Here is a 26,699-nt window from a genome sequence, read left to right on the forward strand (position 1 = left end):
ATCTCCGCCCGAAGGCGCGGTCCGCGGAAATCAGGCGCGCTTTCGACGCACGGCCGAAACGCGGCCTGCGCACTTGGGGGTTTCGTGATCGACGTGATCATCGTGGGCGGCGGGCCCACCGGCCTGATGCTGGCCGGCGAGCTGCGGCTGCACGGCGTTCGGGTGCTCGTGCTGGAGAGGGATCCGGAACCGGCCAAGGTCGTCCGATCGCTCGGGCTGCACGCGCGCAGCATCGAGGTGATGGCCCAGCGCGGCCTGCTGGAACGGTTCCTCGCCAGTGGCAAGACGTTCGCCATGGGCGGCTACTTCGCCGGCATCGGCAAGCCGTGGCCCGAGCGGATGGACACCGCGCACTCCTACATCCTCGGCATCCCGCAGCCCGTCACCGAGCGCCTGCTGACCGAGCACGCGACCGCGGTGGGCGCCGAGATCCGGCGCGGATGCGAAGTGGCCGGCCTGAGCCAGGACGAGGACGGGGTGACCGCCGAGCTGGCCGACGGCACCCGGCTGCAAGCGCGCTACCTGGTCGGCTGCGACGGCGGCCGCAGCACGGTGCGCAAGCTGCTCGGCGTCGGCTTCCCCGGCGAGCCCGCCGAGAACGAGTGGTTGCTGGGCGAGGTGCAGGTGACCATGCCGCTGGAGGAGCTGGCGGCGGTGGTGGCCGAGGTCCGCAAGACCCACCGCGGCTTCGGCGTCGGGCCCATGGGGGACGCGTACCGCGTCGTCGTGCCCGCCGAGGGGGTGGCCGAGGACCCAAGGGTCCCGCCCACGCTGGACGAGCTCAGGCAGCGGTTGCGGGCGTTCGCCGCCACCGACTTCGGCGTGCACTCGCCGCGCTGGCTCTCCCGGTTCGGCGACGCCACCCGGCTGGCCGATCGGTACCGGGCCGGCAGGGTCTTCCTGGCCGGCGACGCCGCGCACGTCCATCCGCCGCTGAGCGGGCAGGGCCTCAACGTCGGCCTCCAGGACGCGTTCAACCTGGGCTGGAAGCTGGCCGCCGAGATCAACGGCTGGGCCCCGGACGGACTGCTGGACGGCTACCAGGCCGAGCGGCGCCCGGTCGCCGCCGACGTGCTGGACAACATCCGCGCCCAGTCCGAGCTGCTGTCGGAGGCGCCGGGCCCGCGGGCGCTGCGCCGGCTGATGACGGAGCTCATGGACTTCGAGAACGTGAACCGGTACCTGATCGAGAAGGTCACCGCGATCGGCGTCCGCTACGACTTCGGCGAGGGCCACGACCTCCTGGGCCGGCACATGCGGGATCTGCGACTGGAGCGGGGGCGCCTCTACGAGCTGATGCACGACGGCCGCGGGCTGCTGCTCGACCAGACCGGCACCCTCTCGGTCGCCGGATGGGCGGACCGCGTGGACCACGTCGTCGACGTCAGCGAGGAGCTGGACGTACCCGCGGTACTCCTGCGTCCGGACGGCCACGTCGCCTGGGCCGGCGACGACCAGCAGGACCTGCTCACCCACCTCCCCACATGGTTCGGCGCCCCCGCCGACCACCCCTGAGTCACGAGGCCCGCCCTCGCATGCCACCGCCGGCACTGGCCACCTCACGCGTTACGTGTAATAATTTTCTGACAGGTGAAGGATGTGGCTTACAGGAGCGCCGGGACGATGCGTGCGGACGGGGAGCGGCTGGATCCGCTGCGGTTGCCGCTCGTGATGGCCGCGCTGGACCATCCGCTGCGGCTCAGGGTGATCGCCGCGCTGCGGCCCGGCCGCCAGTACGTGAGCGCGCTCGCCCGCGAGCTGCGGATCAGCCGGCCGCTGCTCTACCTGCACCTGGAGAAACTCGAGAAGGCCGGTCTGGTGACCGGGACGCTGGAGCTCGGCGAGGACGGCAAGGCCGTCAAGTGGTACGAGCTCCAGTCGTTCGACATCCGGCTGACGCCCGAGGTGGTGGCCGAAGCCGCGGCGGCCGCGGTGGACGACAACGGAGAAGGCGATGGATGAGAACTGGATCCCGCTCCTGGTGGTCTCGGCGGTCGTGATCATTGTGATCGCCGTCATGGGAGGTCTCGTGGGGAGGGCCGCGATGAGGGCGAACGCGATCAAGGCGCAGGCGCAGGCCGACGCCGAGAACGGCCTGCGCTACCAGGAACTCGCCGAGCGGTGTGCGGCGGGGGAGCAGCGGGTGGCGGCGGAGCTCGCGAAACTCGCCGAACGGGTCGGCGCGATCGAGAAGCTCCTCCGGGACGTGGGGTGAGTCATGGCCGCGATGACGGCATCCGCCGGTCAGAGCACCGGCATCGCCTCCCGTGCCGTTGAGATCAGCAAGAGGTACGGCACCGATCCGAGCGGCGTGACCGCCTTGGACCGCGTGTCGGTGGAGTTCGGGCGCGGGCGGCTCAGCGCCGTGATGGGGCCGTCCGGGTCCGGCAAGTCGACCCTCATGCACTGCTTGGCGGGCCTGGACGCCGTCGACGAGGGCACCGTCCTCCTCGGCGGCACCGACCTGACGAGGCTCGGTGACCGCCGGCTGACCCGGGTGCGCCGGGAACGCGTCGGGTTCGTGTTCCAGTCCTTCAACCTGCTGCCCACGCTGACCGCCGCGGAGAACATCGCGCTGCCGTCGCGGCTCGCCGGGCGCGCGGTCGACCCGGCGTGGCTCGACCGGCTGATCGGCGCCGTCGGGCTCGGCGACCGGCTCGGGCACCGGCCGTCCGAGCTGTCCGGCGGGCAGCGGCAGCGGGTCGCCGCGGCGCGGGCGCTGGCGGGCCGGCCGGAGATCGTCTTCGCGGACGAGCCGACCGGGAACCTCGACTCCAGGTCGGGCGCCGGGCTGCTGGGCTTCCTGCGCCGGTCGGTGGACGAGCTCGGGCAGACCATCGTGATGGTCACGCACGATCCGATCGCGGCCGGGTACGCCGACGAGGTCGTCTTCCTGGCGGACGGCCGGGTCGCCGACACCATGCCCCGCCCGACCGCGGACCGCGTCCTGGACCGGATGAAGGCGCTGGGGGGCTGAGCCGTGCTGCGCTACACGGTGCGGAGCGTCCTCGCGCACAAGGCGCGGCTGCTGCTCACGGCGGCGGCGATCGTGCTCGGCGTCGCCATGGTGGCGGGAACGTTCATCCTCCTCGACACCGCCGAGGCCGGCGGCCGGGACCTCGCTCAGGGCCGTCACCGGGTCGACGTCACGGTCCGGGCCGTCCCGAGCGAGGAGGAGGTCTTCTCGGACGAGACCGGCGAGTTCGTCCCCGGACCGCCGATGCCGCTCTCGACCGTGGAACGGGCGGCGCGGATCGCCGGGGTCGCCTCCGCGGTCGGCGTGACCGTCGGGGACGCCCGGCTCATCGCGCGGGACGGCCACGTGGACGGCGGCAGGGCACCGCTCGGGCGCTCGATCGACGCCTCCTTCGTCCCGGATCTGCGCGCCGGGCGGGTGCCGGGCCGGGCGGGCGAGATCGTGGTCGACCGGGCCACGGCCGACGACGAGGGGATCGGCGTCGGGGACCGCGTCCGGATCCTGGTCTCGGGCGGCGAGCCGCGGGACGTCGCGGTCGTCGGCGTCCTGGACTCCCCGGAGTTCACCGACGAGGTCGCCCTGGTCGGCTTCGACCCGGCCACCGCCCGCCGGCTGCTCGGCCCGTCCGGCACGGTCGGCTTCATCGAGGTGCACGCCGCTCCCGGCATCGGTGAGCGGCGTTTGCGGGACGGCGTCGCGTCCGCCCTCGGCGGCGACCACCAGGCGTTCACCGGGGCCGCCCTGGCGTCGGAACGGACCAGGCCGGACGACCTGATCAGGCAGATCCTGCTGGTCGCGAGTGCCGTGGCGCTGTTCACGGGGGCGTTCCTCATCCGCAACACGTTCTCGATCACCCTTGCCGCGCGCACCCGCGAACTGGCGCTGCTGCGCTGCGTCGGTGCCGGTCGCGGTCAGCTGCGCCGCTCGATCCTGCTGGAGGCGGCGATCGTCGGGGCCGTCGCCGCGGCGCTCGGCCTCGTGGCCGGCGTCGGGGTCGCCTGGGTCCTCGGCGGGCTGCTGCACGCCGGGGGCGCGATCGTCACGGACGTGTCCGGTGCCGCGCCGCGGATCCTGCCGCGCACCGTCGCCACCGCGATGGCGGTCGGCGTGATCGCCGCGGCGGCGTCGGCATGGGGGCCGGCGCGACGCGCGACGCGGGTGCCGCCCGTCGCCGCCCTGCGCGCGGACGTGTTCACCCTCGATCGTCGTGCGAGCCGGATCCGGACCGCGGTGGGGGCGGTGGCGACCGCCGGCGGGGTCGCGGCCGTGCTCGCGGGAGTGTCGAGCGACCCGGCGCGATCGTCCTTTCTGCAGGCCGGTGCCATCGCGACCGCGTTAGGCGTGCTGATACTCGGCCCGGTACTGGCGCGGACCCTGTCGCACGTCATCGGCGCTCCCGCCGGACGGGCCCGGGGAATCGTGGGCGAACTGGCGCGCGGCAACGCGGCGCGCAACCCGGTCCGTACGGCGGCGACCCTGCTGCCGCTCACGATCGGACTCGCCCTGACGGGTTTCCTCGTCACCCTGGCCGCCGGCACCGAGGCGTCCTCCCTGGACGACTTCGACAGGACGATCCACGCGGACCTGCACGTCGCGGCCGCCGGCTTGGGCCCGCACCGGCCCCGGATGAGCCCGGCGGCACTGGACCGGCTGGCCGCGGTCCCCGAACTCGACGCCGTGAGCCCCTTCCGCAGCACGGAGGCCACCGTCGCCGGCCGCGAAGGCACGGTCACCGGCGCCGACCCCGCGCTGGCGGGACGGATGCTGGCGCCGAAGGTGACCGGGGCCGCGCTGTCCGATCTCGGCCCCGGTGGCATGGCCGTGAGCCGGGAGGCGGCCGATGACCGGCACCTCGCGGTGGGCTCCCCGGTCACCGTGCGGACCGCGCGCGGCGAGCGCGCCTACACCGTCCGAACGATCTTCGATGCCCCCAGGGGCTACTTCGCCCTTCCGTACGGCGACTACTTCCTCACTTCTTCCGACTACGCGAACCTCACCGAGGACCGGGGCGTGACCGAGATCTACGCGACGGCACGGGACGGGGTCGGCCAGGACGCCGCGCGGGCCGCCGCCGCCCAGGCCCTCGCCGCCCACCCCGGCGTGGAGGTCACCGACCGGGGCGAAATGCGCCGCGAGGTGGCGGCGGAGCTCGATCCGGCCCTGCGGGTGTACTACAGCCTGCTCGGGCTGGTCATCGTGATCGCCCTGTTCGGGGTCGCCAACACGCTGTCGCTCTCCATCCTGGAACGGGTGCGCGAGCTGGGGCTGCTCCGCGCCGTCGGGATGGACCGGCGGCAGGTGCGGTCGCTGATCCGCTGGGAGGCGATCATCATCGCCGGGATCGCCGCCGTCACGGGGCCGGTCCTCGGCGCCTTCCTCGGCTGGGCCACCACCGTCGCCCTCGGCCTGCCCGAAACGGCCGTGCCCGTCGCGAACCTCGCGCTGTTCACCGCCGTCGCGATCGCGATGACCGCGGTCGCCGCCGCCCTCCCGGCCCGCCGCGCCGCCCGCATCCCCATGCTCCGCGCCCTCTCCGCGGACTGACCCGCCATCCGCGCCCCGGACCAGATCCGCGGGATCGACGCGTACCGCAAGCCGGCCCAGTCGCTCGCAGCAACAGTCATTCGACCGATGCGAGCGCGGCTGGCCCGCTCCTAGCGTCGCGGGCATAGGAAAAGAGTCGAGTCTGGAGGCGCAGTGATGGACACGTCCGCATATCTGAATGCCGTCGTGGAGCAGACGAACACGTTCGCCGACTGGGTGGACGGCCGGGACGCGGCGACCCCGGTGCCGACCTGCCCGAAGTGGACGCTGGCCGATCTCGTCGACCATGTCGGCGCGACGCAGCGGATGGTGGCGATGCTCGTGGGTGAGCGGATGAGCGAGCCGAGCAAGGCGTACGAACGCTATGTTCCGGCTCCGGCCGACTCGACCCAGTGGCGCGCCTGGCTGACCGAGGGCGCGGCCCAGGCGAAGCAGGCGTTCGACTCGGTCGATGACGACACGCCGGTGTGGGACCCGTCCGGCGCCGCCGCGGGCGTGCCCTTCTGGTCCCGCCGGCTGTTCGGCGAGGCCAGCGTGCACCGCGCGGACGCGGCCTCGGCGCTCGGGACGCAGTACGAACTGGCCCCGGAGCACGCCGTCGCGGCCATCGAGGACTGGCTGGACACGCTGACCTCCCGCGGCTACTGGGAGAACAGGCCGGACTTCGCCAAGGCGATGGCGGGCAGCGGCCAGACCCTGCACTTCCACGCCACCGACGCGTCCGGAGAGTGGGTGGCGCGCCGGGAACCGGACAAGGTCGCCCTGGAGCACACGCACATCAAGGCGGACGTCGCGGTACGGGGCCCGGCCACCGATCTCCTGCTCGTGCTCAGCAGGCGCCGCCCGCTGGACGCCGCCCCCGCGCTGGAGATCCTGGGCGACCGGGACTTGTTCGTCCACTGGATCGACCACATGGACTGGGTCACCGACTAGGCGGACCGAACGGCTTGGAGGAACGAGGCCCACTCCCGCCCCGAAAATTCCAGGATGGGGGCGCTGTCGCCTTGCTTGGTATCGCGAACGCCGACGGTGCCTTCAGGGGAGCGGCCCACCTCCACGCACTCACCGTCGGGTGTGCTGTGGCTGGACTTACGCCAGTCGCTGTATCGGGATTTCATTGCACCCGCCCTACCTGGTTGCCTAGGAGTTCAGAGAGCGGAGTGCCTGTGTGAAAGCAGTCCACTCGTGGGGAGAGAATTCAAGGATTGGGCTGTTCTGTGCCTGCTTGCTGTCCCGGACGTTGATCGTGCCGTGGGCAGAGCGCGCGACCTCGACGCAGTCGCCGTTGGGTGTGCTGTGGCTTGATTTGCGCCAGCTGCTGTACTGGGGGGTCATGGCTACGATCCTGCCAGCTTGGTCAGCCGGTTAGCCGTTGCTTCGAGGAGATCCAGGCTTCTGACCTCTGAGAGAGGCGTCCCCCAACCTTCGGTGCAGCTCGATGTAGCGCTGAACGTCTTTGGCCTCGGTGTGGCCCTACCAGAACCAATGTTGAACACTCTCTTCCTCCTATCTCTCGTTGAGCAGCTCGATGGCCTTGGCCGTGAGCTGCGCGGTGAGCTTCGCCCCTGTTCCGGTCTGGTCGAGCAGGCCGGCTTCCCGAGCCCGTCGCACACGAGCCGAGACCGTATTCCGCGACGGAGAAATCGCGATCTACCGGAGCGGGTCGGTCGAGGAAGTTCCGCCCTGTCGTCAGGCTCGTGATCAGAGCCGAGACCAGGAACGACTTTCCGACCTTGGCCTCTCCGTACAAGAGGGTCGTGGATGAGCTGATCGTCTCGTCCACTACCCACACATCGGTCTTGTCGGCCATCTTTAACGCATCCTCATAGCTCAGACCTCGTCTATCTGGACCCGCCGTTCAACTCGAACCGCTCGTACAACATCCTGTTTAAAGAAAAGAGCGGCGACGACTCGCCGGCCCAGATGGAAGCCTTTGGCGACACCTGGACGTGGAGCCAGGAGACCGAGGCCCTCTACATCGAGCTTCTGAAGGGGTCAGCTTCTCTGGCGATCAAGGACGCCTTGGAGGCGATGCGCAAGCTCCTCGGGGACAACGATGTCCTTGCGTACCTGGTCATGATGACCGCTCGACTGATCGAACTGCATCGCGTGCTGAAGACGACGGGACCCTCTACCTGCATTGTGACCCAACTGCGAGCCACTATCTCAAGGTGCTTCTCGACGCCATCTTCGGTCCCACCCGCTTTCGCAGCGAGATCGTCTGGAAGCGAACCACCGCCCACAGGGGCGGAAGTCATTCGGAAGGGTTCACTCCAGGAGCGGGTACTTGCTCTTTATGTAGTCATCGTCATAAGGAGTGAGCTTCGACGTCTGACTGCCGGTCGGGTGCCGGGCCTCGGAAGGCCCGGCACATGACTTCTAGGACATGAGCCCTCGGGGAGAACCGGTCCCACCCGTGTCTTCCACCGTCGGGCCGAGTTGGCAGGGCCTCCCCACCCACAAGGCCCGGCTCATTGGGGGGACTAAGTTTGCGCCGAATCGGGACCGCTAGTCGCGTCGGACTTCTTGGCCTCGATACCGTCTTGCTTGGACTCCTCCAACTTGTCGACCCGATCGCGCGAGCCATCCGTGAAGGCGCCACAAGCACCCATGATCGTCAGGATCGTGGCCGTGGTTCCCAGGAAGGCCATGATCCCGGCAACGCACGCGCCCGAAACGGAGCCGTCGTCGACCCACTTCATAAATCCAAGTGTTTGGCCGACTATGACACCACCCAGAACCGCATTGACGATATGAGGAATTGCTTTTCTGTTGTTCACCTTCGTGAAGTTCCTCTTATGTCAATTGAGAGCCGCTCACCGCCGCTTCTCAACTAATTATGCGGACAGAGCAAGTCTGGTTGAGGCACCTCCTAGAATCAGCGGCTCGCCGCTGATTGGAGCGGGCGAGTCGTCACCTTTCGGATTGGATCTGCTCGGTGGTCGAATCACGCGCCACATACTGCCCAGACACAGCGCATTACTTCACCTGGAAGAAAAGTGGGCGTCATCCGATCGTCATCTGACTGACACGCTTCGCAAGATACAGCCAAGTACGGGGCATGTCTCGATCCGAAAGTGAACGATCGATCACGGACATGTCTCCAACTCATAAACTCAGTCACTGAGATGGTAAAAACGGCGCTAGGTTACCGTTTAGTAACTACTTCCGTTATGGCCTACGATCTTGATCGCGACACTTTTCGTGACTCCCTGCACACCTACCTCGCCGAGCCGTTCCAAGTACAAGCGACCTGCGACGTTCCAGAGGCGACACCTACGGCGCCCTTCCGTCGACTGGACACGTTTCCAGGGAATTTCGGACAGCCGTTAGATCGGCGGTCGCGCGGTAGAGTTAGAGCTTCCTTACCTAGCGGGAAGAGTCCCCTATCTTGTTCGCTTGCGCGTGCTAGGGCGCATCTCTGAGGTCGACGGCGTTAGCTCGGGTTTGTCCCGCGTCGGGCGAAGATCGCCAGCCTTCGCAAACCGGCTTCAGGATCACTAACCGCTCTCACGGCAGAGCGGTCCTGTCGGCCGACGGCGGCTGCTGGTCGGCCGGAGCGGGGTCTACGGGCATGGGGGCGGCAAGTTGCGAGCCCGTCGGCTCCGGACGCCGGTAGAACGCGCCGGCCAAGCCCGTCAGGGCTTGGATGGCTCGGGGCTTCTCCGCCGGCGGTACGTCCTTCAGGGCCATGCGAGCGATCAAGACGTCACGGATGCACACGAAGGCGTACCGGATGGCCACAGGGGCGGAGACGAAGAGAGCGGCGTAAGCCCACTCTGTTCCGGAGAGCATCGAAGCTCTGTCCCTTCCCCTGGTCGAGGAAGGGGCATTAGGCGTGCCTCAGCTCGACCAGGTTTATACCTGGTGGAACTGAGTCCGCCTTGCCGGGAGGCAACTCAGAACGAGAAGTGCTCTTTCGTCCTCTCTGTCGCGCTTTAGAAGTCAGCATGACTCTCTGAGTGTAGGGCGCTGGCCCGGCTTGCAGCGGCCTACAGCCACCTATAGCCACTTCCCGCAGTTCAGTACGGGTTGACTGGGTGAGTCCGGCGGGGCTCTAAAACAAACGTGCGCCCTCATCCGGCCTTAGGGAACCACCTCCCTCTCGTTCATGAATGGAGCGCTCATGAATCCAGCGAGGTGGCTCGGTTGTGGTCGCGGACGGGGTCCATTTTACCCACCGTCTGCCAGGCAATCCACCCCAAGCGAGCCTTGCTTCGCTGCCGGGCTCCACAAGCCGCGAAGCCCTTGACAGATTGCTAACCCTCGTTCGACTCTCTGTTCGGAAGCGAGCAAAGTCCGGCAAACCCGACTATGGAGGCAGGATCATGGAGCTACGGTTCCTGGGCAAGGACACCACGAACGACCAGTCCCCCACGCTGTACGACACCGACGAGACGTACAACGGCAAGGAGGTGTACGTGATCCAAGGGTGGAAGGTCGCGGACGCCGAGACCCTCGCCCAGCTCGACATGCCCAAGCACGAGACTGCCATCATCGTGCCCAAAGCACTGATGAAGTACCTACCGAAGGCGACCGATGGGGCCGACACCGATCAGCCGTGAGGACTTCCGCGCCCTCTTCCGTTCGTCTAGCCGGGCGTTCCACCTGGAGTTGAGGGACTCCTACGGAGTCGATGACGAGAACGGCCCCTTCCGGGCCTGGCTGAACGGCGAGCCGGACGACTACCAGTGGCGTACGTCGTGGTTGGACCACGTCCGGGAGGTCACATCCTCCGGAGTGTCCGTCCAGCGGTTGCGGGTTGTCAGCGAGCCTCACACGGACTACGTCCGTTGGGAGATCGCCATGGACCCGGCCAACATCGAGGCCGGGGAAGATGTCCGCTACTTCCCCCGCCACCTGGCCAAGGACATCGAGTTTCCGGACGAGGATTGCTGGCTGTTCGACGACGACACCTTGGTGTTGAGCCTCTTCCAGCCGGACGGCCGTTCAGGGGGCTTCGCCCTGTCGGACGACTTGAACTTGCTGGAGACGTACCGTCGCGTCCGTGAGGCTGCTTGGCCTCGTGCTATCCCTTCGGCCCACTACACGGTCTGACCTGAGTCCGTTGTCCACTCCAGCCCGTCAAGCCCGAGAAGCGCTAGGTGCCCGACTCAGGGACATCCGCAAGGATGCCGCCCTAACGGGCGTGGGGCTGGCTGACCTAGCGGGCTGGCACTCGTCCAAGGTCAGCAAGATAGAGCACGGCAAGCAGAACCCAACCGAGGACGACCTCCGGACGTGGTGTCGACTCTGCACCGCGGATGACCAGCTCGGCGACCTTGTCGCCACGATGCGCAGTATCGAGACGATGTACGTCGAGCTGCGTCGGCTCCACCGAGCCGGCACAGCCAAGCAGCAACGAAAGATCATCGAAGAGGAACAGCAGACGAAGCTCCTCCGAGGCTTTCAAATGTTCCTCGTCCCCGGCCTGCTCCAGACGGCCGAGTACGCGCACGCAAGGCTCGCTGAAGGCGTCGACCTCCTCGGCCTGCGGGGTGACGTTGAGAGTGCCGTGCAGGCCCGTATGGAACGACAGCAACTTCTCTACCGAGGAGACCACCGAATACACATCGTGGTCTGCGAGGTCGCCCTTACCGCCGGCATGGCGGATGTCGGAATCATGCTAGGTCAGCTAGACCGTTTGCTCGCCGTCTCCTCACTCCCACGCCTTCATCTCGGGATCATCCCGACCCGAGCTGCGCACGGCTACGCCCCGATGTGCTCCTTCTGGATTCACGACGAGCGCATGGTGACAGTGGAGACGATCTCAGCAGAGCTGAAGCTCACCCAGCCCAGGGAGGTTGGGCTCTATCTCCGGGCGTTTGCCCGGTTCGCCGGCAATGCCATCTATGGTTCTGGGGCCAGGGCACTGATCGAAGAGGCCCGCCAAACGCTAACGAGTTGAAGCAAAGTCGAGCAAACTCATTGGGCTCGACGTCGAGGTCCTCCTACGGTCACCGCATAACCACTGACCGGCGCCCCGAGGACAGGCGATGACACCCTTGGCTACCCCAGAGCGAGCAATCCTGACCTTCTTCTATCTGGGCACCCCGGCTTCTGTGGGGATCGCCCGGAAGGCTGCCGGTCGGACCGCCCTGGCCTGGGGGCTCGGGGCTAGCAAGGCCGAGAACGTCGAACTGGTCGTCTCCGAGCTGGTGACCAATGCCGTCGAGGCCGCGGGTCACGGGGAGATCCAGGTGACCCTCTCCGCCGGCGGCCAAGGGCGGATCGCGATTGAGGTTCGGGACCAGTCCCCGAACGTCCCGACCGTGATGAGGCCCGGCCTCCTCGACGAGCAGGGCCGGGGTCTCATGATTGTCGAGATTCTCTCCGTCAGGTGCGGCGTGCACTGGGACCACGGCCGGAAGGTCGTCTTCGCCGTGCTTTGAGCCCCTCCGGACGTGCGGCGATGGCCAGCGCCGGGGCGGTCCCGCCTCCTGCACGTCCGGAGGTTTCAGCTTCCCGAACGAACGAAGTAAGTCGGCGCGAGGCGTCCGGCCTCGCCTGGACTCCAGAGGAGGAGTCGATGACCGTCACGATCGAACGGGTAGAGCAGATCGGCCGAGACCCACGCGAGCTGATCCCCGCGTGGGCGTACGACCTGCTCGTGAAGGACTTCCGCAAGAAGCACCACAGCTCGCACCAGTACACCGAACGTGTCGTCGGACAGAACCTCGTCTTCCTGAAGGCCGCTGGCAAGATCCGACGCGAGTCCCAGCAGGACCCGCGGGCCTACGTCAGGATCGTCCCGACCAGGCCCGTCGACGAGGCGTGGCACGAGGCGCTCCAAAGGACCGAGGTGTACCTTCCGATGAGCCTGGCGTTCGCGGACTCGATGATCCACCACCGGCCCGTGATGGACGACGACATCCGGTCCGGGGCCGCGCTCGCCCGCACGATCCCGTACCTCAAGGCCACCGGCATGTACGTCGACCCCGAGTTCTGGGACGACGAGTCCGGGTCCTCCTGCTGCCCGCCGGAGTGCAACGACCAGGGCGGCCGTGAGTTCCTGGGGAGCTGGGGAGACCTGGTGCCCAGCGGACCGCTGACCATCCAGTTCTGACCTGAAGGAGCCCGATGCGTAGCGACTGGACCGACCTGCCCGAAGAGCTTCGGGTCGAGATCGAGGCCAAGGCCGGCCCGATTAGCTCCATCGACCCGGCGCCCACGGGCAACCACGCGGACATCGCCTCGACGCTGCACGGTCCGGACGGCCCCACGTTCATCAAGGCCGCCCGGAAGCTGGCGGACAGGGACGGTCCCGAGGTCATGTCGCTGCGCCGCGAGGCCGCGGTCAACCCGTACGTCTCGGAGTTCGCTCCCCGGCTTCGGTTTCAGGCCGAGGTCGGGGAGTGGGTCGCCCTCGGCTTTGAGCACGTGAGCGGCCGACGTGCCGACTTCACACCGGGCTCGCCAGACCTGGCCGTGCTCACCAAGACCATTCACGCGATCCAGGCCAGTCCTTGCCCCGACGTGGTCCGGATGGTGGTCGAACGGCGCTGGCAGTCCGTTGCCGGGGACGTCTCCCCCATGGCCGGCTCCGCCCTACTCCACACCGACCTCAACGAGGACAACCTGATCATCACGCCAGACGGACGTGCCTACGTGGTCGACTGGGCGTTCGTCAGTCGTGGGCAGGCATGGGTCGAGCTGGGTCTTCTGATCCCCTGGTTGCTCAAGGCTGGCCATAGCCCGCGAGAAGCCGACAAATGGGCTTCACAGTTCGCCTCATGGACTGATGCCGAACCGACCCATGTCGACCTGTTCTCACAAGTCTTCGCCGAGAAGTGGCAGACGCACAGCGAGACCAACTCGGCTGTCTGGGTCGCCGAGCACGCGGCACTGACCAAGCAGTGGGCGACATACCGACTGGGAGTTGAGGAGTGACCGACTGGACGCAGTTCCACCCGACGCAGCCCATGACGACGCCGGACGGCGAGATCGTGAACATCGATGTCGAGATGGTTCCGCTCGTCGCCGAACTTTGGCGACTCGAGTACGTGACCAAGGTGGCGTGTCAGAACGCTGGCGAAGCCGTCCTGGAGGGCGGAACTCGGGCGGCCGAGGCAGACCGCCCACGCATCGCCGCGGCGAGCATGGAACGAGCATGGCTCATTGTCCGAGCCGAGCAGGGAACCAGGCTACTCGCCAGCTTGGAGGACCTGAACACGAAGGGCGAATGGAAGCTCTTCCCGGTAGTGAAGGACGAGCATCCCGATTCCTGGATCTCAATCACCTTCCCACGACACCAGATCACCCAAGCCGTGACGTTGCTACGAACTAAGTAAGTCCAAGAGGCCGTCAACGGGTAGGAAGCCGCTCCCCAACCCCGCTCGCGGGGCTCTGACCAGCCCTAACCTGCCATCATGTGTTGCCCCGATTGTGGACGCTGGGACGGCGGAGCCGACCTCATGGACGTTGACCAGACCGCCGAGTACATCGGGATGTCCCGATCGTGGGTCTACGACCGTGTAAACACCATCCCGAACTTCAAGCTCGGGAACAAACGGCGGTTTCGTCGGCGTGAGGTTGATCTGTGGCTGGAGGCGTACCGGAACGGAAGCCCGCTGGCTCTCCTGTAGGACGAGTGGGCCCCGGAGTGGTCCGGGGCCCCGCAGCCGTACATCGACGGACGAACTAAGTAAGTCCTACTCTCGGTCGGCGGCCCACTGTTTGGCACGTTCGGCGAGGTCCGGCGGGAGGACGATCCCGGCGACGGGCATGTCGTCCGGCAGTCTCATGACCAGCACCTGAACGCCTGCTTCCCTGAGCAGCGCTCCGCGTTCGGCGTCGCTCAACTCTTCCCAGAGTTTCTCGTACGTCTACCCGGTTCCTTCGTACTCCCACCGGGCTGGCCGATTGGGCATCAAGTCCAGGTCCGCGATACGGCCGTCGAGGACGCTCAGTTGCTCTGTGATCCTCTGTCGCCCGGAGGTTGACCTCGTCCGTGAGCTGTTGCGTGAGGTCGCTGTAGGCCGCCTGAGCGGTCTCTAGATCCTCTGAGTGGTCCTCGCCGGGGACGTACACCTCGCGTTGGATCTCGACACCCCCGACTTCGGCGAGGAACTCGTCGAAGACGATCTGTTCCAGCTCTCGGGACCGGTACGGGCGGTCTGGGCAGATGTCCACCGTCGTGTCATTCGCCGAAGCGCACCGGTAGTAGAAGTACGGGACCTTCTCCCCCTTCGCGTTCTTCTTCTTGGTACCGCGCCGGTAGAGCGGGCGCTGGCAGCGGTAGCAGAAGGCCACACGAAGGAGCGGGGCGGCGTCCTGTCGGTTGCCTGTCCTGTTGTGCGCGTTGGCATCGAGGGCGGCCTGAAGCCGCTCCCAGTCGGCCCGGTTGAGGATCGGGTCTGCCCTCTGCACAGGCATCCCGCTCTCGTCCCGGACAACATCGCCGTCCGCCGTGAGCCTCTGTCCCATCAGCGCCGGAGACCGGAGCATGTCATAGAGCGCCGTGTAGCCCCACGACTTCGCGCCCCGGGCAGTCGGGACCTTCTCCTCGTTGAGCCATTTGGCCTGTGACAGGGTCGACGCACCGCCGATGATGCGCCCGGCGATCTTACGGAGTACCTCGGCCTGTTCCTCGTTGACGACGAGCCACCAGCCGTCGACCCCGGGACGCTTCACCGCCCTGTACCCGTAGGGCACCCGGCCTCCGGGCCATCGGCCCTTGGCGAGAAGTTCCTCGTACCCTTCCCGGGTCCTCTTGGCGATCATGCCGCGTTCGAGTTCGGCGAAGACGGCCAGGACGCCGGCCATTGCCTTGCCCCAGAGGTCGGTCAGGTCGATCGGGGGATCGAGGATCACGAGTCCAACCTTGTGGTCCTCGGACCACGCCGTCAGATTGACGAAGTCCCGAAGGCTTCGGACGGCTCGATCGAGCTTGGCGAAGATGAGGAGGTCGTACTCGTCGGCTCGGTTGAGCCACGGCCCGAGTTCGGGACGGTCCCACGGTTCGATGCTGGCGCTCACGTCGAGGTCCGTCGCCCAGCCGATCATCGTTGCGTTGTTGCCGTCGGCCCATGCTTGGATGAGCGACTTCTGACGTTGGGGGCTCGTCGTCTCCTCGGTCATGCTGGAGAGCCGGATTCCCCCGACTGCCCGCCGCTTCCCGGTCATGATCCCTACCTTTCGCGTGGAGGGTACTGGACCCTCTGGCCTGGTATGAATCGGCTTGGCAGGGCAGTTGTCATTCCTTCCTGTTTGCGTGCACGATGTCGGTGTTGACGGTGTCGGCTACGGCCATCGCCGCGTCATCGGCGTCGGGAAGTTGTAGATCGAGAAGGGCGACTTGGCTGAGAAGCCACCTTCGATACGAGCGTCAATGTCCAGTACGCGAAGGCGAAGCCGGGGTTGGGATGATGCCTCTTCGATCAAGTGCAGCAGTTGGGCGCGCATCACGTCCCTGGGCACCGCTAGGCGTCGAAGCAGGAATTCATCCAGGATGAGCTGGCATTTCGGGCCGTCCGGGCTAAATGCCACCTCTTGGCGCTGAAGACGTGCCTGAACCATACGTTCCGGCTGGTACGGCAACGGTCCGTCAGCACGATCGAGGTCCACGAGCGCCCAGATGAAGTCAGGAGTCTGCAAGATCCCAGGGATGGCGATTTGGTAATAGCCGTGAATAGAGGCCGCGCCTGACTCCAGGTCGGCGTACATGCGCTGGCGGGGGCCCATGGCGTCGCCGTAGTTGTCCCACCAGCCGCGTTCGGCGGCGTCGCATGCGATCTTGAAGAGGGCGTCGAACCTGTCGCCGGTGACGCCGAGGATCTTCATGATCTTCACGATGTCGCCGATGTCGGGGCGGCAGCGGGCGTTCTCCAGTTTCGAGATGGTCATGCGGGAGCGGTAGATGCGGCGGGCCAGCTCGTCGGCGGTCATGCCGCTCTGCTCGCGGAGGGTCCGGAGTTCGGCGCCGAGGCGGCGGCGCCGGACGAACGGGCTGGTCACCGAGGACCTCCAGGGGCGGGTCGGCGGGTGGGGGCGCCGCTGGCCGGGGGCGGCATGTCCACTCTGTGTTATCACGCGATCTCCGAGCGTGTCATCGATAGACGCGCTGTTCGAACACGTGAAAGCCGCCGGGCTGTTCGTCTCGGTGGCGTTCCGGAAATGAACGTTCGCCGCGCGAACCGTTCGCTTCGTTTACGTAAACGGAGGTGAACGTTCGCGGGGAAGGCGTGCTCAACCACCGGAAAGGGCGCTGGCCTGGCCTTTCGGCACAGCGAAGCCGCATGGTCACGGAGGATGGGGCGGCCGACACACAGCGTTCACGAGAGGTGATCAATGCTGCTCGCCGTTCCCATTCCCGCCGAGCACGAGTCCCCGATGTACTGGCGGCGCGAGTTCCAGGGCAGGCCCGGCCAGGTCCGGCTCGTCCGGGCGTTCGCGGCGCATCTGCTTGCCGACTTCCCGGCCCTGGACGACGTGCTCCTCGTCCTGGACGAGCTGGCCGTCAACGCGATCCGGCACACCCGCTCCGGGGAGGACGGCGGCCGGTTCACCGTGGACCTCAGCATGGACGTCGCCGGTGTCATCGCCTACGTCACCGACCAGGGCGGTCCTAACGAGCCACGCCTGCGCGACCTCGCCGAGCTGGCGGAGGGCGGTCGCGGCCTGCTCACGGTGGACGCCCTCGCCGCAACCTGGTCCTGGACGGGCACATCTCAGGGCCGCACGATCCGCGCCACCTTCCCGGCCCGGCCAGGGAGGTGAACCGGGCTCAGGCGCGCAGGGTGGGGCGGTAGATGAGCTCCTGGGTGTGGCCGTCGAGGGTTCGGTGCTCGATCAGTTCGAGGTCGAAGTCGGCGGCGCCGCGGAAGATCGGGTCCGCGCCCGTCCGGCCGCTGATCACCGGGAAGATCGTCAGCTGGACGCGGTCGACCAGGCCGGCGGCCATCAGGGCCCGGTTCAGTGACAGGCTGCCGTGCGAGCGCAGCGGCACCGCGGACTCCTCCTTGAGCCGGGCGACGACGTCGACCGCGTCGCCGCTTGCGATCTCGGCGTCCGGCCAGTCCTGGGGTCCCTCCAGGGTGGTCGACACGACCGTCGTCGGCAGGTTCCTCATCCGGGTGTTCACCGGGTCGGTCACCTTGGCCGGGTCCAGCGCCTCCACGAACTGCCGGAAGGTGGTGGCTCCGAGGACCAACCGCTGCTCCTCGCTGTAGAGGGCGAGGCGGCGGTCGAGGAACTCGGGGCCCTGCTTGCCCCAGTAGCCGCCCCAGTCGCCTTCGCTGGTGTAGGAGCCGTAGCCGTCGAGGGTGGAGAAGACGTCGAACGTGTAGGTCGCGGTCATGATGCGCTCCTTGAGAGTGATAACCGGTGTATCGACAAACTAGGTAGACCGGTCTAGATTTTCCTTCATGGATGTCATGGAGGACGAGGCCGTGCGGGCTGACTGCCTGGTGGTGGGGGCGACGGGGTTCATCGGGCGGTGGCTGGTGGCGGAGCTGCTCGGTCAAGGGCGGGCGGTCGCGGTGACCGTCCGGGGAGGGGACGCGCGTGGTGGCGAGCTGCGGTCCTGGTTGCGCGAGCATGGCGCCGACGTTCGCGGGCTCACCGTCGTCGACGCCGACATCACCCGGCCCGATCTCGCGATCGGTGCTGCCGACCACGAGCGGTGGGAGAACGTGCGGGACGTCTTCAGCACCGCCGCGCTGTACCGGTTCGGGCTGGAGCGCGAGGAGGGGCGGCGGGTGAACGTGGACGGGGCCGTGAACGTCGTGCGGTGGGCCGCCGGGCTCCCGCGGCTGCGGCGCCTGGTCCACGTCTCCGGCTACCGGGTAGGGGCGGACGGCGCGCTCTCCTATCCGGTGCCGGAGGCGGAGCTGGACGCGCTCTACCGGAAGTACGGCGTGTACGAGGCGTCCAAGCGTGAGGGGGACGCGGCGGTGCGGGCCGTCGCCGCGAAGGGGGGCGTCCCCCTCACCGTCGTCAATCCGGCCACCGTGATCGGGCACTCGGTGACCGGCGAGGCCGGTCAGTACATCGGGCTGGCCGAGCTGGTGAGGAACCTCTGGCAGGGGCGGCTGCCCGCGCTGGCCGGGACGCGGCGCACGTTCGTCCCCGTGGTGACCGTCGATCACCTCTCCCGGTTCATGGCCGCCGTTCCCGCGCATGACGCGGGGCCGTACCGGGCGCACTGGGTCCTGGACGACGCGACGCCGAACCTGCCCGACCTGATCGGCCTCCTCGCGCGGCACTTCGGGCGGCGCCCGCCGCTGGTCCTGGTGCCGGTCGGCCTGGTGCGGCGGCTGCCGGGGGCGATCGTCGGCGTCTCGCCCGAGACGCTGCCCTTCCTGTCCGAGGAGCGGTACGACACGTCCTCCGCCGACGCCCTGGGGCTGGGCCATCCGCCGGTGGAGGACGCGCTGCGCCGCTGGGCCGACCGGCTCGCCGCGGAGCGGTTCGGTGAGGCGCCGCCGCTCCGGCCGGGTGCTCACGTGTGCAAAGTGGGCCGGTAGACGAGCTCCTGGATGTGGTTGTCGAGCGTGCGGTGCTCGATCAGTTCGAGGTCGAAGTCGGCCGCGTTCTCGAAGACCGGGTCGGCTCCGCTCTGGCCGGTGATGACCGGGAACAGCGTCACCTGGACGCGGTCGACCAGGCCGGCGGCCATCAGGGCCCGGTTCAGCGAGAGGCTGCCGTGCGAGCGCAGCGGCACCGCGGACTCCTCCTTGAGCCGGGCGACGACGTCGACGGCGTCCCCGCTCGCGATCTCGGCGTCCGGCCAGTCCAGGGGGCCCTCCAGGGTGCTCGACACGACCGTCGTCGGCAGGTTCCTCATCCGCGTGACCCACGGGTCGCGCACGTCGGAGTCCTCGGTGCTCTCCGCCACCATCTGCGCGAACGCCCGGTAGGTGGTGGCCCCGAGGATCAGCCGCTGCTCCTGGTTGTAGACGGCGAGGCGGTGGTCGAGAAGTTCGGGACCCTGCTTGCCCCAGTAGCCCGTCCAGTCCCCGGTGGCGGCGCCGAAGCCGTCGAGGCTGGAGAAGACGTCGAAGGTGTAGGTGGCGGTCATGATGTGCTCCCTGCGAGTCTGCGACCGGCTCTGTTCCGGTCTCTCACCCTGGCTACGAACGGGCTCGGCGGCATTCGACACCCCGGCACGACGAATTCAAAGATTTCTTTCCGGGGTTCAGCGGGCCGGGGGGCGGCCGGTCAGGCGGGTGGTCAGCGCGGCGGCGGTGGTGCGGATCGGGGCGGCGAGGGAGGGCCACGTCTCCGGCGGGTGGTCCTCGCGGCGGAACGTCACGGTGATCGCCGCGGTGGGGTGGCCGGTGTGGTCGAAGGCGCAGGCGGCGATGCTGGCGAATCCCTCGGTGACATGGCCGTCCTCGGCCGACCAGCCGCGGCGCGCGTCCTGCGCGAGGGTGCGGCGCAGCTCGCGCAGGGACGCCGGGCCCCGGCCGGTGCGGTCCACGAAACGGCCCGGGAACAGGGCCCTGACCTGCGCGGGCGGCAGGTGGGCGAGCATCGAGCGGCCGCTGGCGGTGAGGTGGGCGGGCATCCGGACGCCCACGTCGGTGACCAGGGTGGCGTGCCGGGGCGGCTGCTCCTTGAGCAGGTACAGCGTCTCGGCGCCGTGCAGGACGCCCAGCTGCGCGATCTCGCCCACCCGGTCGACGAGGCGCCGCAGGAGGGGCCGGGCCAGGCGCTCCAGGGGCTCGTGGCGCAGGTAGGCGGAGCCGATCTCGAAGGCGGCGACGCCGAGGCCCCAGCGGCGCTCCTCGGGGATGGAGGTGACGAAGCCGTCCTCGGCCATCGCCGTCAGGAGGTGGTAGGTGCTGGAGCGCGGCAGGTCCAGGGCGCGGGCGATCGCGGACGCGGGGAGCGGGCCGGGCGCGCCCGCCAGCAGGCGGAGCACCGCGAGGGCGCGGCGGGCGGCGGGCACCTGGCTCATGCTCCGATTGTCTCGTATGTGAGACACAGCGGCCTGTCCGGGCCTGGGGGCACGGCCCGGAAGGCGTTCCAATGGTGGGTATGGGTCTTGGTATGGGGGACGCAGGCGTCGAGGTCGGGCCGGAACCGCTGGCGTTCGAGCAGGTGGTCGCGGTGGCCCGGGACGGCGCCCGCGTCGCGCTGTCGGACGGGGCGCTGAAGCTGATCGGCGAGGCGCGCGCGCACATCGAGGAGCTGTCGGCCCGTCCCACCCCCGTGTACGGGGTGTCGACGGGCTTCGGGGCGCTCGCCACGCGGCACATCGCCCCCGAGATGCGCGCGCAGTTGCAGCTCAACATCGTCCGGTCGCACGCGGCGGGGTCGGGGCCGGAGGTCGAGCGGGAGGTCGTCCGGGCGCTGATGCTGCTCAGGCTGCGGACGCTCGCCACCGGCCGGACCGGCGTGCAGCCGACGACGGCGCGCACGCTGGCCGAGCTGCTCAACGCGGGCATCACCCCGCAGGTCTTCGAGTACGGGAGCCTCGGGTGCTCCGGCGACCTCGCGCCGCTCGCGCACGTCGCCCTCGCGCTCATCGGCGAAGGATCGGTCAGGGACGCCGGCGGGAACCTCAAACCGGCGGCGGAGGCGTTGAGCGAGGCCGGGATCGCGCCGGTCATGCTCGGCGCCAAGGAGGGGCTCGCCCTCCTGAACGGGACGGACGGCATGCTCGGCATGCTCGTGCTGGCCATCCACGACCTGCGCAGGCTGCTCGTCGCCGCGGACGTGGCCGCCGCGATGACGGTCGAGGCGCTGCTCGGCACCGACCGGGTCTTCGCCGCCGACCTGCAAGCCCTGCGGCCGCATCCGGGGCAGGCCGCGTCGGCCGCGAACCTGCGGGCGCTGCTGGACGCCTCGGAGATCATGGAGTCGCACCGCGGGCCCGACTGCACCCGCGTCCAGGACGCGTACTCGCTGCGCTGCGCCCCGCAGGTCAACGGCGCCGCCCGCGACACGCTCGCGCACGCCGAACTGGTGGCCGGCCGGGAGCTGGCGTCCGCGATCGACAACCCCGTCGTGCTGCCGGACGGGCGCGTCGAGTCGAACGGGAACTTCCACGGCGCGCCCGTCGCCTACGTGCTCGACTTCCTCGCGGTGCCCGTGGCGGACGTCGCGTCGATGTCGGAGCGGCGCACCGACCGGATGCTCGACCGGGGACGGTCCGGGGGCCTGCCCGCCTTCCTCGCCGACGACCCCGGCGTCGACTCCGGCCACATGATCGCCCAGTACACGCAGGCGGGCATCGTGTCCGAGCTGAAGCGGCTGGCCGCGCCCGCCAGCGCCGACTCGATCCCGAGCTCGGCCATGCAGGAGGACCACGTCTCGATGGGGTGGACCGCGGCCCGCAAGCTGCGCCGGGCCGTGGACGGGCTGGCGCAGGTGGTCGCCATCGAGATCCTCACCGCCGCGCGGGCGCTGGACCTGCGCACCCCGCTGCGGCCCGGCCCGGCGACCGCCGCCGTGGTCGCGAAGCTGCGCGAGGCCGTCCCGCCGCCCGGCCCGGACCGCTACCTCGCCCCCGAGATCGCCGCCGCGACCGCGCTGGTCCGGGACGGCTCACTGGTCGCCGCCGCCGAGGCCGTCACCGGCCCGCTCTCCTGAAGGAGCCCGACATGTCCGAACCCCGTCCCGTCCGCGCGCCGCGCGGCACCTCGCTCACCGCCGCCAAGGGCTGGCCGCAGGAGGCGGCCCTGCGCATGATCCAGAACAACCTCGACGCCGAGGTGGCCGAGCATCCGGACGAGCTGGTCGTCTACGGCGGCTCCGGCAAGGCCGCCCGGAACTGGGACGCCTTCGACGGCATCCTCCGCTCGCTGGCCGATCTGGAGGGCGACGAGACGCTGCTCGTCCAGTCCGGCAAGCCGGTCGGGATCTTCCGCACGCACGAGTGGGCGCCGCGCGTGCTGATCGCGAACTCCAACCTCGTCCCGCAGTGGGCGACGTGGGAGGAGTTCCGGAGGCTGGAGTCGCTCGGCCTGACGATGTTCGGCCAGATGACCGCCGGGTCGTGGATCTACATCGGGACGCAGGGCATCCTCCAGGGCACCTACGAGACGTTCGCCGCCGTCGCCGAGAAGCGGTTCGGCGGCACCCTGGCCGGGACGATCACGCTGACCGCGGGGCTCGGCGGGATGGGCGGCGCGCAGCCGCTCGCCGTCACCATGAACGGCGGCGTCGCGATCTGCGTCGAGTGCGACCCGTCCCGCATCGAGCGGCGCGTCGCGCACCGGTACTGCGACGTCCGCGCCGACTCCCTGGACGAGGCGCTGCGCCTCGCCGGGGAGGCGCGGGACGAGCGGCGCCCCCTGTCGATCGCGGTCCTCGGCAACGCCGCCGACATCGTCCCCGAGCTGCTGCGGCGCGGCGCCCCGATCGACATCGTCACCGACCAGACCAGCGCGCACGACCCGCTCGCCTACCTGCCGCGCGGCGTCGCGTTCGAGGACATGGCCGCCGAACGCGACAAGGACCGGGACGGCTTCATCGCCAAGGCCCGCGAATCCATGGCCGTCCACGTCGAGGCGATGGTCGGCTTCCAGGACGCGGGCGCCGAGGTGTTCGACTACGGCAACTCCATCCGCGGCGAGGCGCAGCTCGCCGGCTACGCGCGCGCCTTCGAGTTCCCCGGCTTCGTGCCCGCCTACATCAGGCCGCTGTTCTGCGAGGGCAAGGGGCCGTTCCGGTGGGCGGCGCTCTCCGGCGACCCGAAGGACATCGCCCGCACCGACCGGGCGATCCTCGACCTGTTCCCCGGACAACGAGCCGCTGACCCGCTGGATCCGGATGGCGGGGGAGAAGGTCCACTTCCAGGGCCTGCCGTCCCGGATCTGCTGGCTCGGCTACGGCGAGCGCGACAGGGCGGGCGAGGCGTTCAACGACCTGGTCGCGCGCGGCGAGATCAGCGCGCCCGATCGTCCTCGGCCGCGACCATCTCGACTGCGGGTCCGTCGCCAGCCCGTACCGGGAGACCGAGGGCATGAAGGACGGGTCGGACGCGATCGCCGACTGGCCGCTGCTCAACGCCATGCTCAACACCGCGTCCGGCGCGACGTGGGTGTCGATCCACCACGGCGGCGGGGTCGGCATCGGCCGCTCCATCCACGCCGGCCAGGTCTGCGTCGCGGACGGGACGGCGCTCGCGGGCGAGAAGCTGCGGCGCGTCCTGACCAACGACCCCGGCACCGGCGTCATGCGCCACGTCGACGCCGGCTACGACCGCGCCGCCGAGGTCGCGGCCGAGCGCGGGGTCCGTATCCCGATGAAATGAGCGAAGCGAACCAGGGGGTGTGGGGGGTCGCCCCCCACAGGGAGAGGGGCAATGAGCTTCGAGGAGATGTGGGCGGCGCTGCTGCCGGTCGGGCGGGACGAGGCGACGGGCGGCTACCACCGGTTCGCGTGGACGCCGCCCGAGATGGAATGCCGTGCCTGGTTCCTGGACGAGGCGCGCCGCCGCGACCTGGCGGTCGAGCACGATCCCAACGGCAACCTGTTCGCCTGGTGGCTCCCGCCGGACGGCTCGCGCGGTGACGCCGTCCTGACCGGCAGCCATCTCGACTCCGTCCCGGGCGGGGGCGCGTTCGACGGGCCGCTCGGCATCGTGTCGGCGTTCGCCGCGATCGACCTGCTCAGGGAACGCGGCGTCACCCCCGCGCGGCCGATCGGGGTCGGGGCGTTCGCCGAGGAGGAGGGCGCGCGGTTCGGCGTGGCGTGCCTGGGGTCGCGGCTGCTGACCGGGGCGATCGACCCGGCGCGGGCGCGCGGCCTGACCGACGGCGACGGCCACACGTTCGCCGAGGTGATGCACAACGCCGGCTTCGACCCGGACTCGATCGGCCCGGACGAGGACCTCCTCGGGCGGATCGCCTGCCACGTCGAGCTGCACGTCGAGCAGGGGAGGGCCCTGGCGGAGCCCGTCGGGGTCGCGAGCACGATCGTCCCGCACGGCCGGTGGCGGTTCGAGTTCACCGGCGAGGGCGACCACGCGGGGACGACCCGGCTGCCCGACCGGCGCGACCCGATGCTGCCGTTCGCGCACATGGTGACCGCCGCGCGCGCGGCGGCGGAGCGCCACGGCACCGTGGCGACGGTCGGGAAGGTCCGGGTCGTGCCGGGCGGGGTGAACGCCGTCCCCTCGTCGGTCACCGCCTGGCTGGACGCGCGGGGACCGGCCGACGAGGACGTCCGGCGGACCGTGCAGGAAGTCGACGAGGCCGCCCGCGTCGCCGCGCGCCCGCACCGGGTGAGCGTCGACCTCGCCGAGGAGTCCTACTCCGAGATCGTCGACTTCGACCGGGCGCTGCGGGACCGGATCGGCCGGACGCTCGGCGGGGTGCCCGTCCTGCCGACGGGGGCCGGACACGACGCGGGCGTCCTCGCGGCGCGGCTGCCGGCCGCGATGCTGTTCGTCCGGAACCCGACCGGGATCTCGCACGCGCCCGCCGAGTACGCCGAGCCGGCGGACTGCCTCGCCGGAGTGGAGGCCCTCGCCGCGGTACTGGGCGACCTGGCCCGCGGGTAGGACTTCCGATATGCAGTGGCATGCCCAGTTCGCCTGGCTCGGTGACGGTGTCGCGGCCGACGTGCTCATCGAGGCCGACGGCGAGCGGATCACCAGGCTCCAGGCCGGCGTCCCCTCCGCACCGAACGCCCAGCGGCTCCCCGGCCTGACCATGCCGGGCCTGGCGAACGCGCACTCCCACGCGTTCCACCGCGCCCTCCGCTCCCGCGTCCAGGCCCATGCCGGGACGTTCTGGACGTGGCGCGAGCAGATGTACACGGTCGCCGACCGGCTCGACCCCGACTCCTACCGCGCCCTCGCCGCCGCCGTGTTCGCCGAGATGGCCCTCGCCGGGGTCAGCTGCGTCGGCGAGTTCCACTACCTGCACCACCGGCCGGGCGGCAGCCCCTACGGCGACCCGAACGCGATGGGCGAGGCGCTGATCGCCGCCGCGGCCGACGCGGGCATCCGGATCACCCTCCTCGACGCCTGCTACCTCGCCGGCGGCATCGGCCGCCCGCTGAAGGGCCCGCAGCTGCGCTTCGGCGACGGCACCGCCGGCAACTGGGTGCGCCGCGTCGAGTCCCTGCACGAGCGGACCGACAAGGCGGGGCGGCTGCACGCCCGCGTCGGCGCCGCGATCCACTCCGTCCGGGCCGTGCCGCGCGAGCAGCTGCGGGCCGTCGCGTCCTGGGCGAGGGAGCACCGCGCGCCGCTGCACCTCCACCTGTCCGAGCAGCCCGCCGAGAACCAGGACTGCCGGGACGCCTACGGAATGACGCCGACGCGGCTGCTCGCCGAGGCGGGGGCGCTCGGGGCGCTCACCACGGCCGTGCACGCGACGCACCTCACCGAGGAGGACATCGGCCTGCTCGGGGCGACGATGACCGGCGTGTGCATGTGCCCGACGACCGAGCGAGACCTCGCCGACGGCATCGGCCCGGCCCGCGCCCTCGCGGACGCCGGCTCCCCCATCTGCCTCGGCACCGACCAGCACGCGTTCATCGACCTGTTCGAGGAGGCCCGCGCGGTCGAGCTGGACGAGCGGCTCCGCACCCGGGTCCGGGGGCACTGGACGGCCGGGGAGCTGCTCGCCGCCGCCACCTGCGACGGCCACTACGCGCTCGGCTGGCCCGAGGCGGGACGCCTGGAGCCCGGCGCGTACGCCGACCTCGTCACCGTCTCCCTCGACTCGGTCCGGACGGCGGGCGCCGGCCCGGACCACACCGCCGAGGCCGCCGTCTTCGCCGCGACCGCGGCCGACGTCCGGCACGTCGTCGTCTCCGGCCGGCAGATCGTCCACGACGGGCGGCACCTGCTGATCGACGACGTGCCCGGCGCGCTCACCGCGGCCGTCACCGCCGCGACGGCGCCCGACCAGGACCGCCCCGACCAGGACCGGCCGGGCCCCGCTTGACCGGCCCGCCTGATTGGCCCCGCCTGACCGGGCCCGTCTGATCGGGCCCGCCTGATCGGCCCCGTCTGATCGGGCCCGCCTGATCGGCCCCGTCTGATCGGGCCCGCCTGATCGGCCCCGTCTGATCGGGCCCGCCTGATCGGCCCCGTCTGATCGGTCCCGGCTGATCGGGCCCGAGTGACCGGACCCGGACGCCCGGCCTCGGCGTGCGGGGAGGGGCGCCCCGCCGCGGTGACCTCGGACGACGCGGCCGTGCGTCCGGTGGGGCCGCCGGGAACGGTGACACTGTCGGTGCCCTCCGGTTAGGGGGCGGCGCCGCGCGCCCA

27 protein-coding genes and 2 pseudogenes are annotated in these 26,699 nt (G+C 69.7%); 20 read left to right on the forward strand and 9 right to left on the reverse strand.

The features are described from left to right. Nucleotides 1-84: 84 nt before the first annotated feature. From rox to K8Z49_RS41890, 6 genes are all read left to right on the forward strand, one after another. The gene (gene rox, locus K8Z49_RS41865; RefSeq protein ID WP_412516777.1) at nucleotides 85-1,515 is read left to right on the forward strand and encodes a rifampin monooxygenase; all 1,431 of its coding nucleotides are present in this window, start codon (nucleotides 85-87) and stop codon (nucleotides 1,513-1,515) included. Between the two features lie 84 nt (nucleotides 1,516-1,599). Then, on the forward strand, nucleotides 1,600-1,962 hold the full coding sequence (locus K8Z49_RS41870; RefSeq protein ID WP_235206483.1) for an ArsR/SmtB family transcription factor: 363 nt from the start codon (nucleotides 1,600-1,602) through the stop codon (nucleotides 1,960-1,962). After that, nucleotides 1,955-2,215, forward strand: a complete 261-nt coding sequence (locus K8Z49_RS41875; RefSeq protein ID WP_021598029.1) for a hypothetical protein — start codon at nucleotides 1,955-1,957, stop codon at nucleotides 2,213-2,215. The genes K8Z49_RS41870 and K8Z49_RS41875 overlap by 8 nt, the downstream gene beginning before the upstream one ends. Nucleotides 2,216-2,227: 12 nt before the next feature. Continuing rightward, nucleotides 2,228-2,977 (forward strand): ABC transporter ATP-binding protein, encoded by a 750-nt coding sequence (locus K8Z49_RS41880; protein ID WP_220126752.1) that lies wholly within the window; start codon nucleotides 2,228-2,230, stop codon nucleotides 2,975-2,977. 3 nt (nucleotides 2,978-2,980) lie between these two features. Continuing rightward, on the forward strand, nucleotides 2,981-5,521 hold the full coding sequence (locus tag K8Z49_RS41885; RefSeq protein ID WP_412516778.1) for an FtsX-like permease family protein: 2,541 nt from the start codon (nucleotides 2,981-2,983) through the stop codon (nucleotides 5,519-5,521). A 156-nt stretch (nucleotides 5,522-5,677) separates the two neighbouring features. Beyond that, nucleotides 5,678-6,454 carry a maleylpyruvate isomerase family mycothiol-dependent enzyme gene (locus tag K8Z49_RS41890; protein WP_021596704.1) on the forward strand — a complete coding sequence of 259 codons (777 nt, stop codon included), beginning with the start codon at nucleotides 5,678-5,680 and terminating at the stop codon, nucleotides 6,452-6,454. Here the strand turns inward: K8Z49_RS41890 and K8Z49_RS41895 are convergent. From K8Z49_RS41895 to K8Z49_RS41910, 4 genes and pseudogenes are all read right to left on the reverse strand, one after another. Beyond that, a complete protein-coding gene (locus K8Z49_RS41895; RefSeq protein WP_412516779.1) occupies nucleotides 6,451-6,639 on the reverse strand; it encodes a DUF397 domain-containing protein in 189 nt (62 codons plus the stop codon). The two genes, K8Z49_RS41890 and K8Z49_RS41895, sit on opposite strands and share 4 nt — an antisense overlap. Nucleotides 6,640-6,661: 22 nt before the next feature. Beyond that, nucleotides 6,662-6,856: a DUF397 domain-containing protein gene (locus K8Z49_RS41900; protein WP_412516780.1), complete on the reverse strand. Its 195-nt coding sequence runs from the start codon at nucleotides 6,854-6,856 to the stop codon at nucleotides 6,662-6,664. A gap of 328 nt (nucleotides 6,857-7,184) precedes the next feature. Further along, nucleotides 7,185-7,331, reverse strand: a pseudogene (locus tag K8Z49_RS41905) (AAA family ATPase); the annotation flags it as partial. A 673-nt stretch (nucleotides 7,332-8,004) separates the two neighbouring features. Continuing rightward, nucleotides 8,005-8,301 carry a hypothetical protein gene (locus K8Z49_RS41910; protein WP_412516781.1) on the reverse strand — a complete coding sequence of 99 codons (297 nt, stop codon included), beginning with the start codon at nucleotides 8,299-8,301 and terminating at the stop codon, nucleotides 8,005-8,007. Nucleotides 8,302-9,849: 1,548 nt separating this feature from the next. Between K8Z49_RS41910 and K8Z49_RS41915 the strand changes: the two genes are divergently transcribed. From K8Z49_RS41915 to K8Z49_RS41950, 8 genes are all read left to right on the forward strand, one after another. Next, the gene (locus tag K8Z49_RS41915) at nucleotides 9,850-10,086 is read left to right on the forward strand and encodes a hypothetical protein (RefSeq protein ID WP_412516782.1); all 237 of its coding nucleotides are present in this window, start codon (nucleotides 9,850-9,852) and stop codon (nucleotides 10,084-10,086) included. Continuing rightward, nucleotides 10,061-10,579 carry a DUF6879 family protein gene (locus K8Z49_RS41920; RefSeq protein ID WP_412516783.1) on the forward strand — a complete coding sequence of 173 codons (519 nt, stop codon included), beginning with the start codon at nucleotides 10,061-10,063 and terminating at the stop codon, nucleotides 10,577-10,579. The genes K8Z49_RS41915 and K8Z49_RS41920 overlap by 26 nt, the downstream gene beginning before the upstream one ends. After that, nucleotides 10,548-11,429: a helix-turn-helix domain-containing protein gene (locus K8Z49_RS41925; protein WP_412521274.1), complete on the forward strand. Its 882-nt coding sequence runs from the start codon at nucleotides 10,548-10,550 to the stop codon at nucleotides 11,427-11,429. The genes K8Z49_RS41920 and K8Z49_RS41925 overlap by 32 nt, the downstream gene beginning before the upstream one ends. A gap of 88 nt (nucleotides 11,430-11,517) precedes the next feature. Beyond that, nucleotides 11,518-11,913 (forward strand): ATP-binding protein, encoded by a 396-nt coding sequence (locus tag K8Z49_RS41930; protein WP_412516784.1) that lies wholly within the window; start codon nucleotides 11,518-11,520, stop codon nucleotides 11,911-11,913. Between the two features lie 137 nt (nucleotides 11,914-12,050). Next, nucleotides 12,051-12,587 carry a hypothetical protein gene (locus K8Z49_RS41935; RefSeq protein WP_412516785.1) on the forward strand — a complete coding sequence of 179 codons (537 nt, stop codon included), beginning with the start codon at nucleotides 12,051-12,053 and terminating at the stop codon, nucleotides 12,585-12,587. A 14-nt stretch (nucleotides 12,588-12,601) separates the two neighbouring features. Beyond that, nucleotides 12,602-13,411, forward strand: coding sequence for a phosphotransferase (locus K8Z49_RS41940; RefSeq protein ID WP_412516786.1), 810 nt, complete (start codon nucleotides 12,602-12,604; stop codon nucleotides 13,409-13,411). Continuing rightward, a complete protein-coding gene (locus tag K8Z49_RS41945; protein ID WP_412516787.1) occupies nucleotides 13,408-13,812 on the forward strand; it encodes a hypothetical protein in 405 nt (134 codons plus the stop codon). The genes K8Z49_RS41940 and K8Z49_RS41945 overlap by 4 nt, the downstream gene beginning before the upstream one ends. A gap of 123 nt (nucleotides 13,813-13,935) precedes the next feature. Continuing rightward, a complete protein-coding gene (locus K8Z49_RS41950; protein ID WP_412516788.1) occupies nucleotides 13,936-14,106 on the forward strand; it encodes a helix-turn-helix domain-containing protein in 171 nt (56 codons plus the stop codon). Between the two features lie 55 nt (nucleotides 14,107-14,161). Here the strand turns inward: K8Z49_RS41950 and K8Z49_RS41955 are convergent, their stop codons facing one another. Next, on the reverse strand, nucleotides 14,162-15,646 hold the full coding sequence (locus K8Z49_RS41955; protein ID WP_412516789.1) for a recombinase family protein: 1,485 nt from the start codon (nucleotides 15,644-15,646) through the stop codon (nucleotides 14,162-14,164). A gap of 117 nt (nucleotides 15,647-15,763) precedes the next feature. Continuing rightward, complete coding sequence (locus tag K8Z49_RS41960) at nucleotides 15,764-16,477, reverse strand: helix-turn-helix domain-containing protein (RefSeq protein ID WP_412516790.1); 714 nt, start codon at nucleotides 16,475-16,477, stop codon at nucleotides 15,764-15,766. Between the two features lie 333 nt (nucleotides 16,478-16,810). Here K8Z49_RS41960 and K8Z49_RS41965 point away from each other — a divergent pair, with 333 nt between their 5' ends. Next, complete coding sequence (locus K8Z49_RS41965) at nucleotides 16,811-17,239, forward strand: ATP-binding protein (protein WP_412516791.1); 429 nt, start codon at nucleotides 16,811-16,813, stop codon at nucleotides 17,237-17,239. 7 nt (nucleotides 17,240-17,246) lie between these two features. Here the strand turns inward: K8Z49_RS41965 and K8Z49_RS41970 are convergent, their stop codons facing one another. After that, entirely contained in the window at nucleotides 17,247-17,819 is a 573-nt protein-coding gene (locus K8Z49_RS41970; protein WP_111831815.1) for a dihydrofolate reductase family protein, read from the reverse strand. A 67-nt stretch (nucleotides 17,820-17,886) separates the two neighbouring features. Here K8Z49_RS41970 and K8Z49_RS41975 point away from each other — a divergent pair, with 67 nt between their 5' ends. Next, nucleotides 17,887-18,987: an SDR family oxidoreductase gene (locus K8Z49_RS41975; protein ID WP_412516792.1), complete on the forward strand. Its 1,101-nt coding sequence runs from the start codon at nucleotides 17,887-17,889 to the stop codon at nucleotides 18,985-18,987. Here K8Z49_RS41975 and K8Z49_RS41980 read toward each other — a convergent pair. Together K8Z49_RS41980 and K8Z49_RS41985 are read right to left on the reverse strand one after the other, a co-directional pair. Beyond that, entirely contained in the window at nucleotides 18,963-19,541 is a 579-nt protein-coding gene (locus tag K8Z49_RS41980) for a dihydrofolate reductase family protein (RefSeq protein WP_021596698.1), read from the reverse strand. The genes K8Z49_RS41975 and K8Z49_RS41980 overlap by 25 nt on opposite strands. Before the next feature lie 117 nt (nucleotides 19,542-19,658). Beyond that, nucleotides 19,659-20,423, reverse strand: coding sequence for an IclR family transcriptional regulator (locus K8Z49_RS41985; protein ID WP_075022086.1), 765 nt, complete (start codon nucleotides 20,421-20,423; stop codon nucleotides 19,659-19,661). A gap of 92 nt (nucleotides 20,424-20,515) precedes the next feature. Between K8Z49_RS41985 and hutH the strand changes: the two genes are divergently transcribed. From hutH to K8Z49_RS42005, 4 genes and pseudogenes are all read left to right on the forward strand, one after another. Next, nucleotides 20,516-22,060: a histidine ammonia-lyase gene (gene hutH / locus K8Z49_RS41990; RefSeq protein WP_021596696.1), complete on the forward strand. Its 1,545-nt coding sequence runs from the start codon at nucleotides 20,516-20,518 to the stop codon at nucleotides 22,058-22,060. An 11-nt stretch (nucleotides 22,061-22,071) separates the two neighbouring features. Next, nucleotides 22,072-23,726, forward strand: a pseudogene (gene hutU / locus K8Z49_RS41995) (urocanate hydratase). 51 nt (nucleotides 23,727-23,777) lie between these two features. After that, nucleotides 23,778-24,977 carry an allantoate amidohydrolase gene (locus tag K8Z49_RS42000; protein WP_412516793.1) on the forward strand — a complete coding sequence of 400 codons (1,200 nt, stop codon included), beginning with the start codon at nucleotides 23,778-23,780 and terminating at the stop codon, nucleotides 24,975-24,977. A 10-nt stretch (nucleotides 24,978-24,987) separates the two neighbouring features. After that, entirely contained in the window at nucleotides 24,988-26,373 is a 1,386-nt protein-coding gene (locus tag K8Z49_RS42005; RefSeq protein ID WP_412516794.1) for a formimidoylglutamate deiminase, read from the forward strand. Nucleotides 26,374-26,699: the final 326 nt, after the last annotated feature.

Origin of the sequence: Actinomadura madurae, assembly GCF_047130825.1 — a bacterium.
GTDB classification, from domain to species: Bacteria; Actinomycetota; Actinomycetes; order Streptosporangiales; family Streptosporangiaceae; genus Spirillospora; species Spirillospora madurae.

Coding starts and splice junctions, on each gene's coding strand:
- K8Z49_RS41930 (WP_412516784.1), top strand. CDS start 11,518: ATGACACCCTTGGCTACCCCAGAGCGAGCAATCCTGACCTTCTTCTAT.
- K8Z49_RS41875 (WP_021598029.1), top strand. CDS start 1,955: ATGGATGAGAACTGGATCCCGCTCCTGGTGGTCTCGGCGGTCGTGATC.
- K8Z49_RS41900 (WP_412516780.1), bottom strand. CDS start 6,856: ATGACCCCCCAGTACAGCAGCTGGCGCAAATCAAGCCACAGCACACCC.
- K8Z49_RS41965 (WP_412516791.1), top strand. CDS start 16,811: ATGCTGCTCGCCGTTCCCATTCCCGCCGAGCACGAGTCCCCGATGTAC.
- K8Z49_RS41890 (WP_021596704.1), top strand. CDS start 5,678: ATGGACACGTCCGCATATCTGAATGCCGTCGTGGAGCAGACGAACACG.
- K8Z49_RS41955 (WP_412516789.1), bottom strand. CDS start 15,646: ATGACCGGGAAGCGGCGGGCAGTCGGGGGAATCCGGCTCTCCAGCATG.
- K8Z49_RS42005 (WP_412516794.1), top strand. CDS start 24,988: ATGCAGTGGCATGCCCAGTTCGCCTGGCTCGGTGACGGTGTCGCGGCC.
- K8Z49_RS41895 (WP_412516779.1), bottom strand. CDS start 6,639: ATGAAATCCCGATACAGCGACTGGCGTAAGTCCAGCCACAGCACACCC.
- K8Z49_RS41980 (WP_021596698.1), bottom strand. CDS start 19,541: ATGACCGCCACCTACACCTTCGACGTCTTCTCCAGCCTCGACGGCTTC.
- K8Z49_RS41985 (WP_075022086.1), bottom strand. CDS start 20,423: ATGAGCCAGGTGCCCGCCGCCCGCCGCGCCCTCGCGGTGCTCCGCCTG.
- K8Z49_RS41950 (WP_412516788.1), top strand. CDS start 13,936: ATGGACGTTGACCAGACCGCCGAGTACATCGGGATGTCCCGATCGTGG.
- hutH (WP_021596696.1), top strand. CDS start 20,516: ATGGGGGACGCAGGCGTCGAGGTCGGGCCGGAACCGCTGGCGTTCGAG.
- K8Z49_RS41975 (WP_412516792.1), top strand. CDS start 17,887: ATGGATGTCATGGAGGACGAGGCCGTGCGGGCTGACTGCCTGGTGGTG.
- K8Z49_RS42000 (WP_412516793.1), top strand. CDS start 23,778: ATGAGCTTCGAGGAGATGTGGGCGGCGCTGCTGCCGGTCGGGCGGGAC.
- K8Z49_RS41880 (WP_220126752.1), top strand. CDS start 2,228: ATGACGGCATCCGCCGGTCAGAGCACCGGCATCGCCTCCCGTGCCGTT.
- K8Z49_RS41915 (WP_412516782.1), top strand. CDS start 9,850: ATGGAGCTACGGTTCCTGGGCAAGGACACCACGAACGACCAGTCCCCC.
- K8Z49_RS41970 (WP_111831815.1), bottom strand. CDS start 17,819: ATGACCGCGACCTACACGTTCGACGTCTTCTCCACCCTCGACGGCTAC.
- K8Z49_RS41940 (WP_412516786.1), top strand. CDS start 12,602: ATGCGTAGCGACTGGACCGACCTGCCCGAAGAGCTTCGGGTCGAGATC.
- K8Z49_RS41920 (WP_412516783.1), top strand. CDS start 10,061: ATGGGGCCGACACCGATCAGCCGTGAGGACTTCCGCGCCCTCTTCCGT.
- K8Z49_RS41935 (WP_412516785.1), top strand. CDS start 12,051: ATGACCGTCACGATCGAACGGGTAGAGCAGATCGGCCGAGACCCACGC.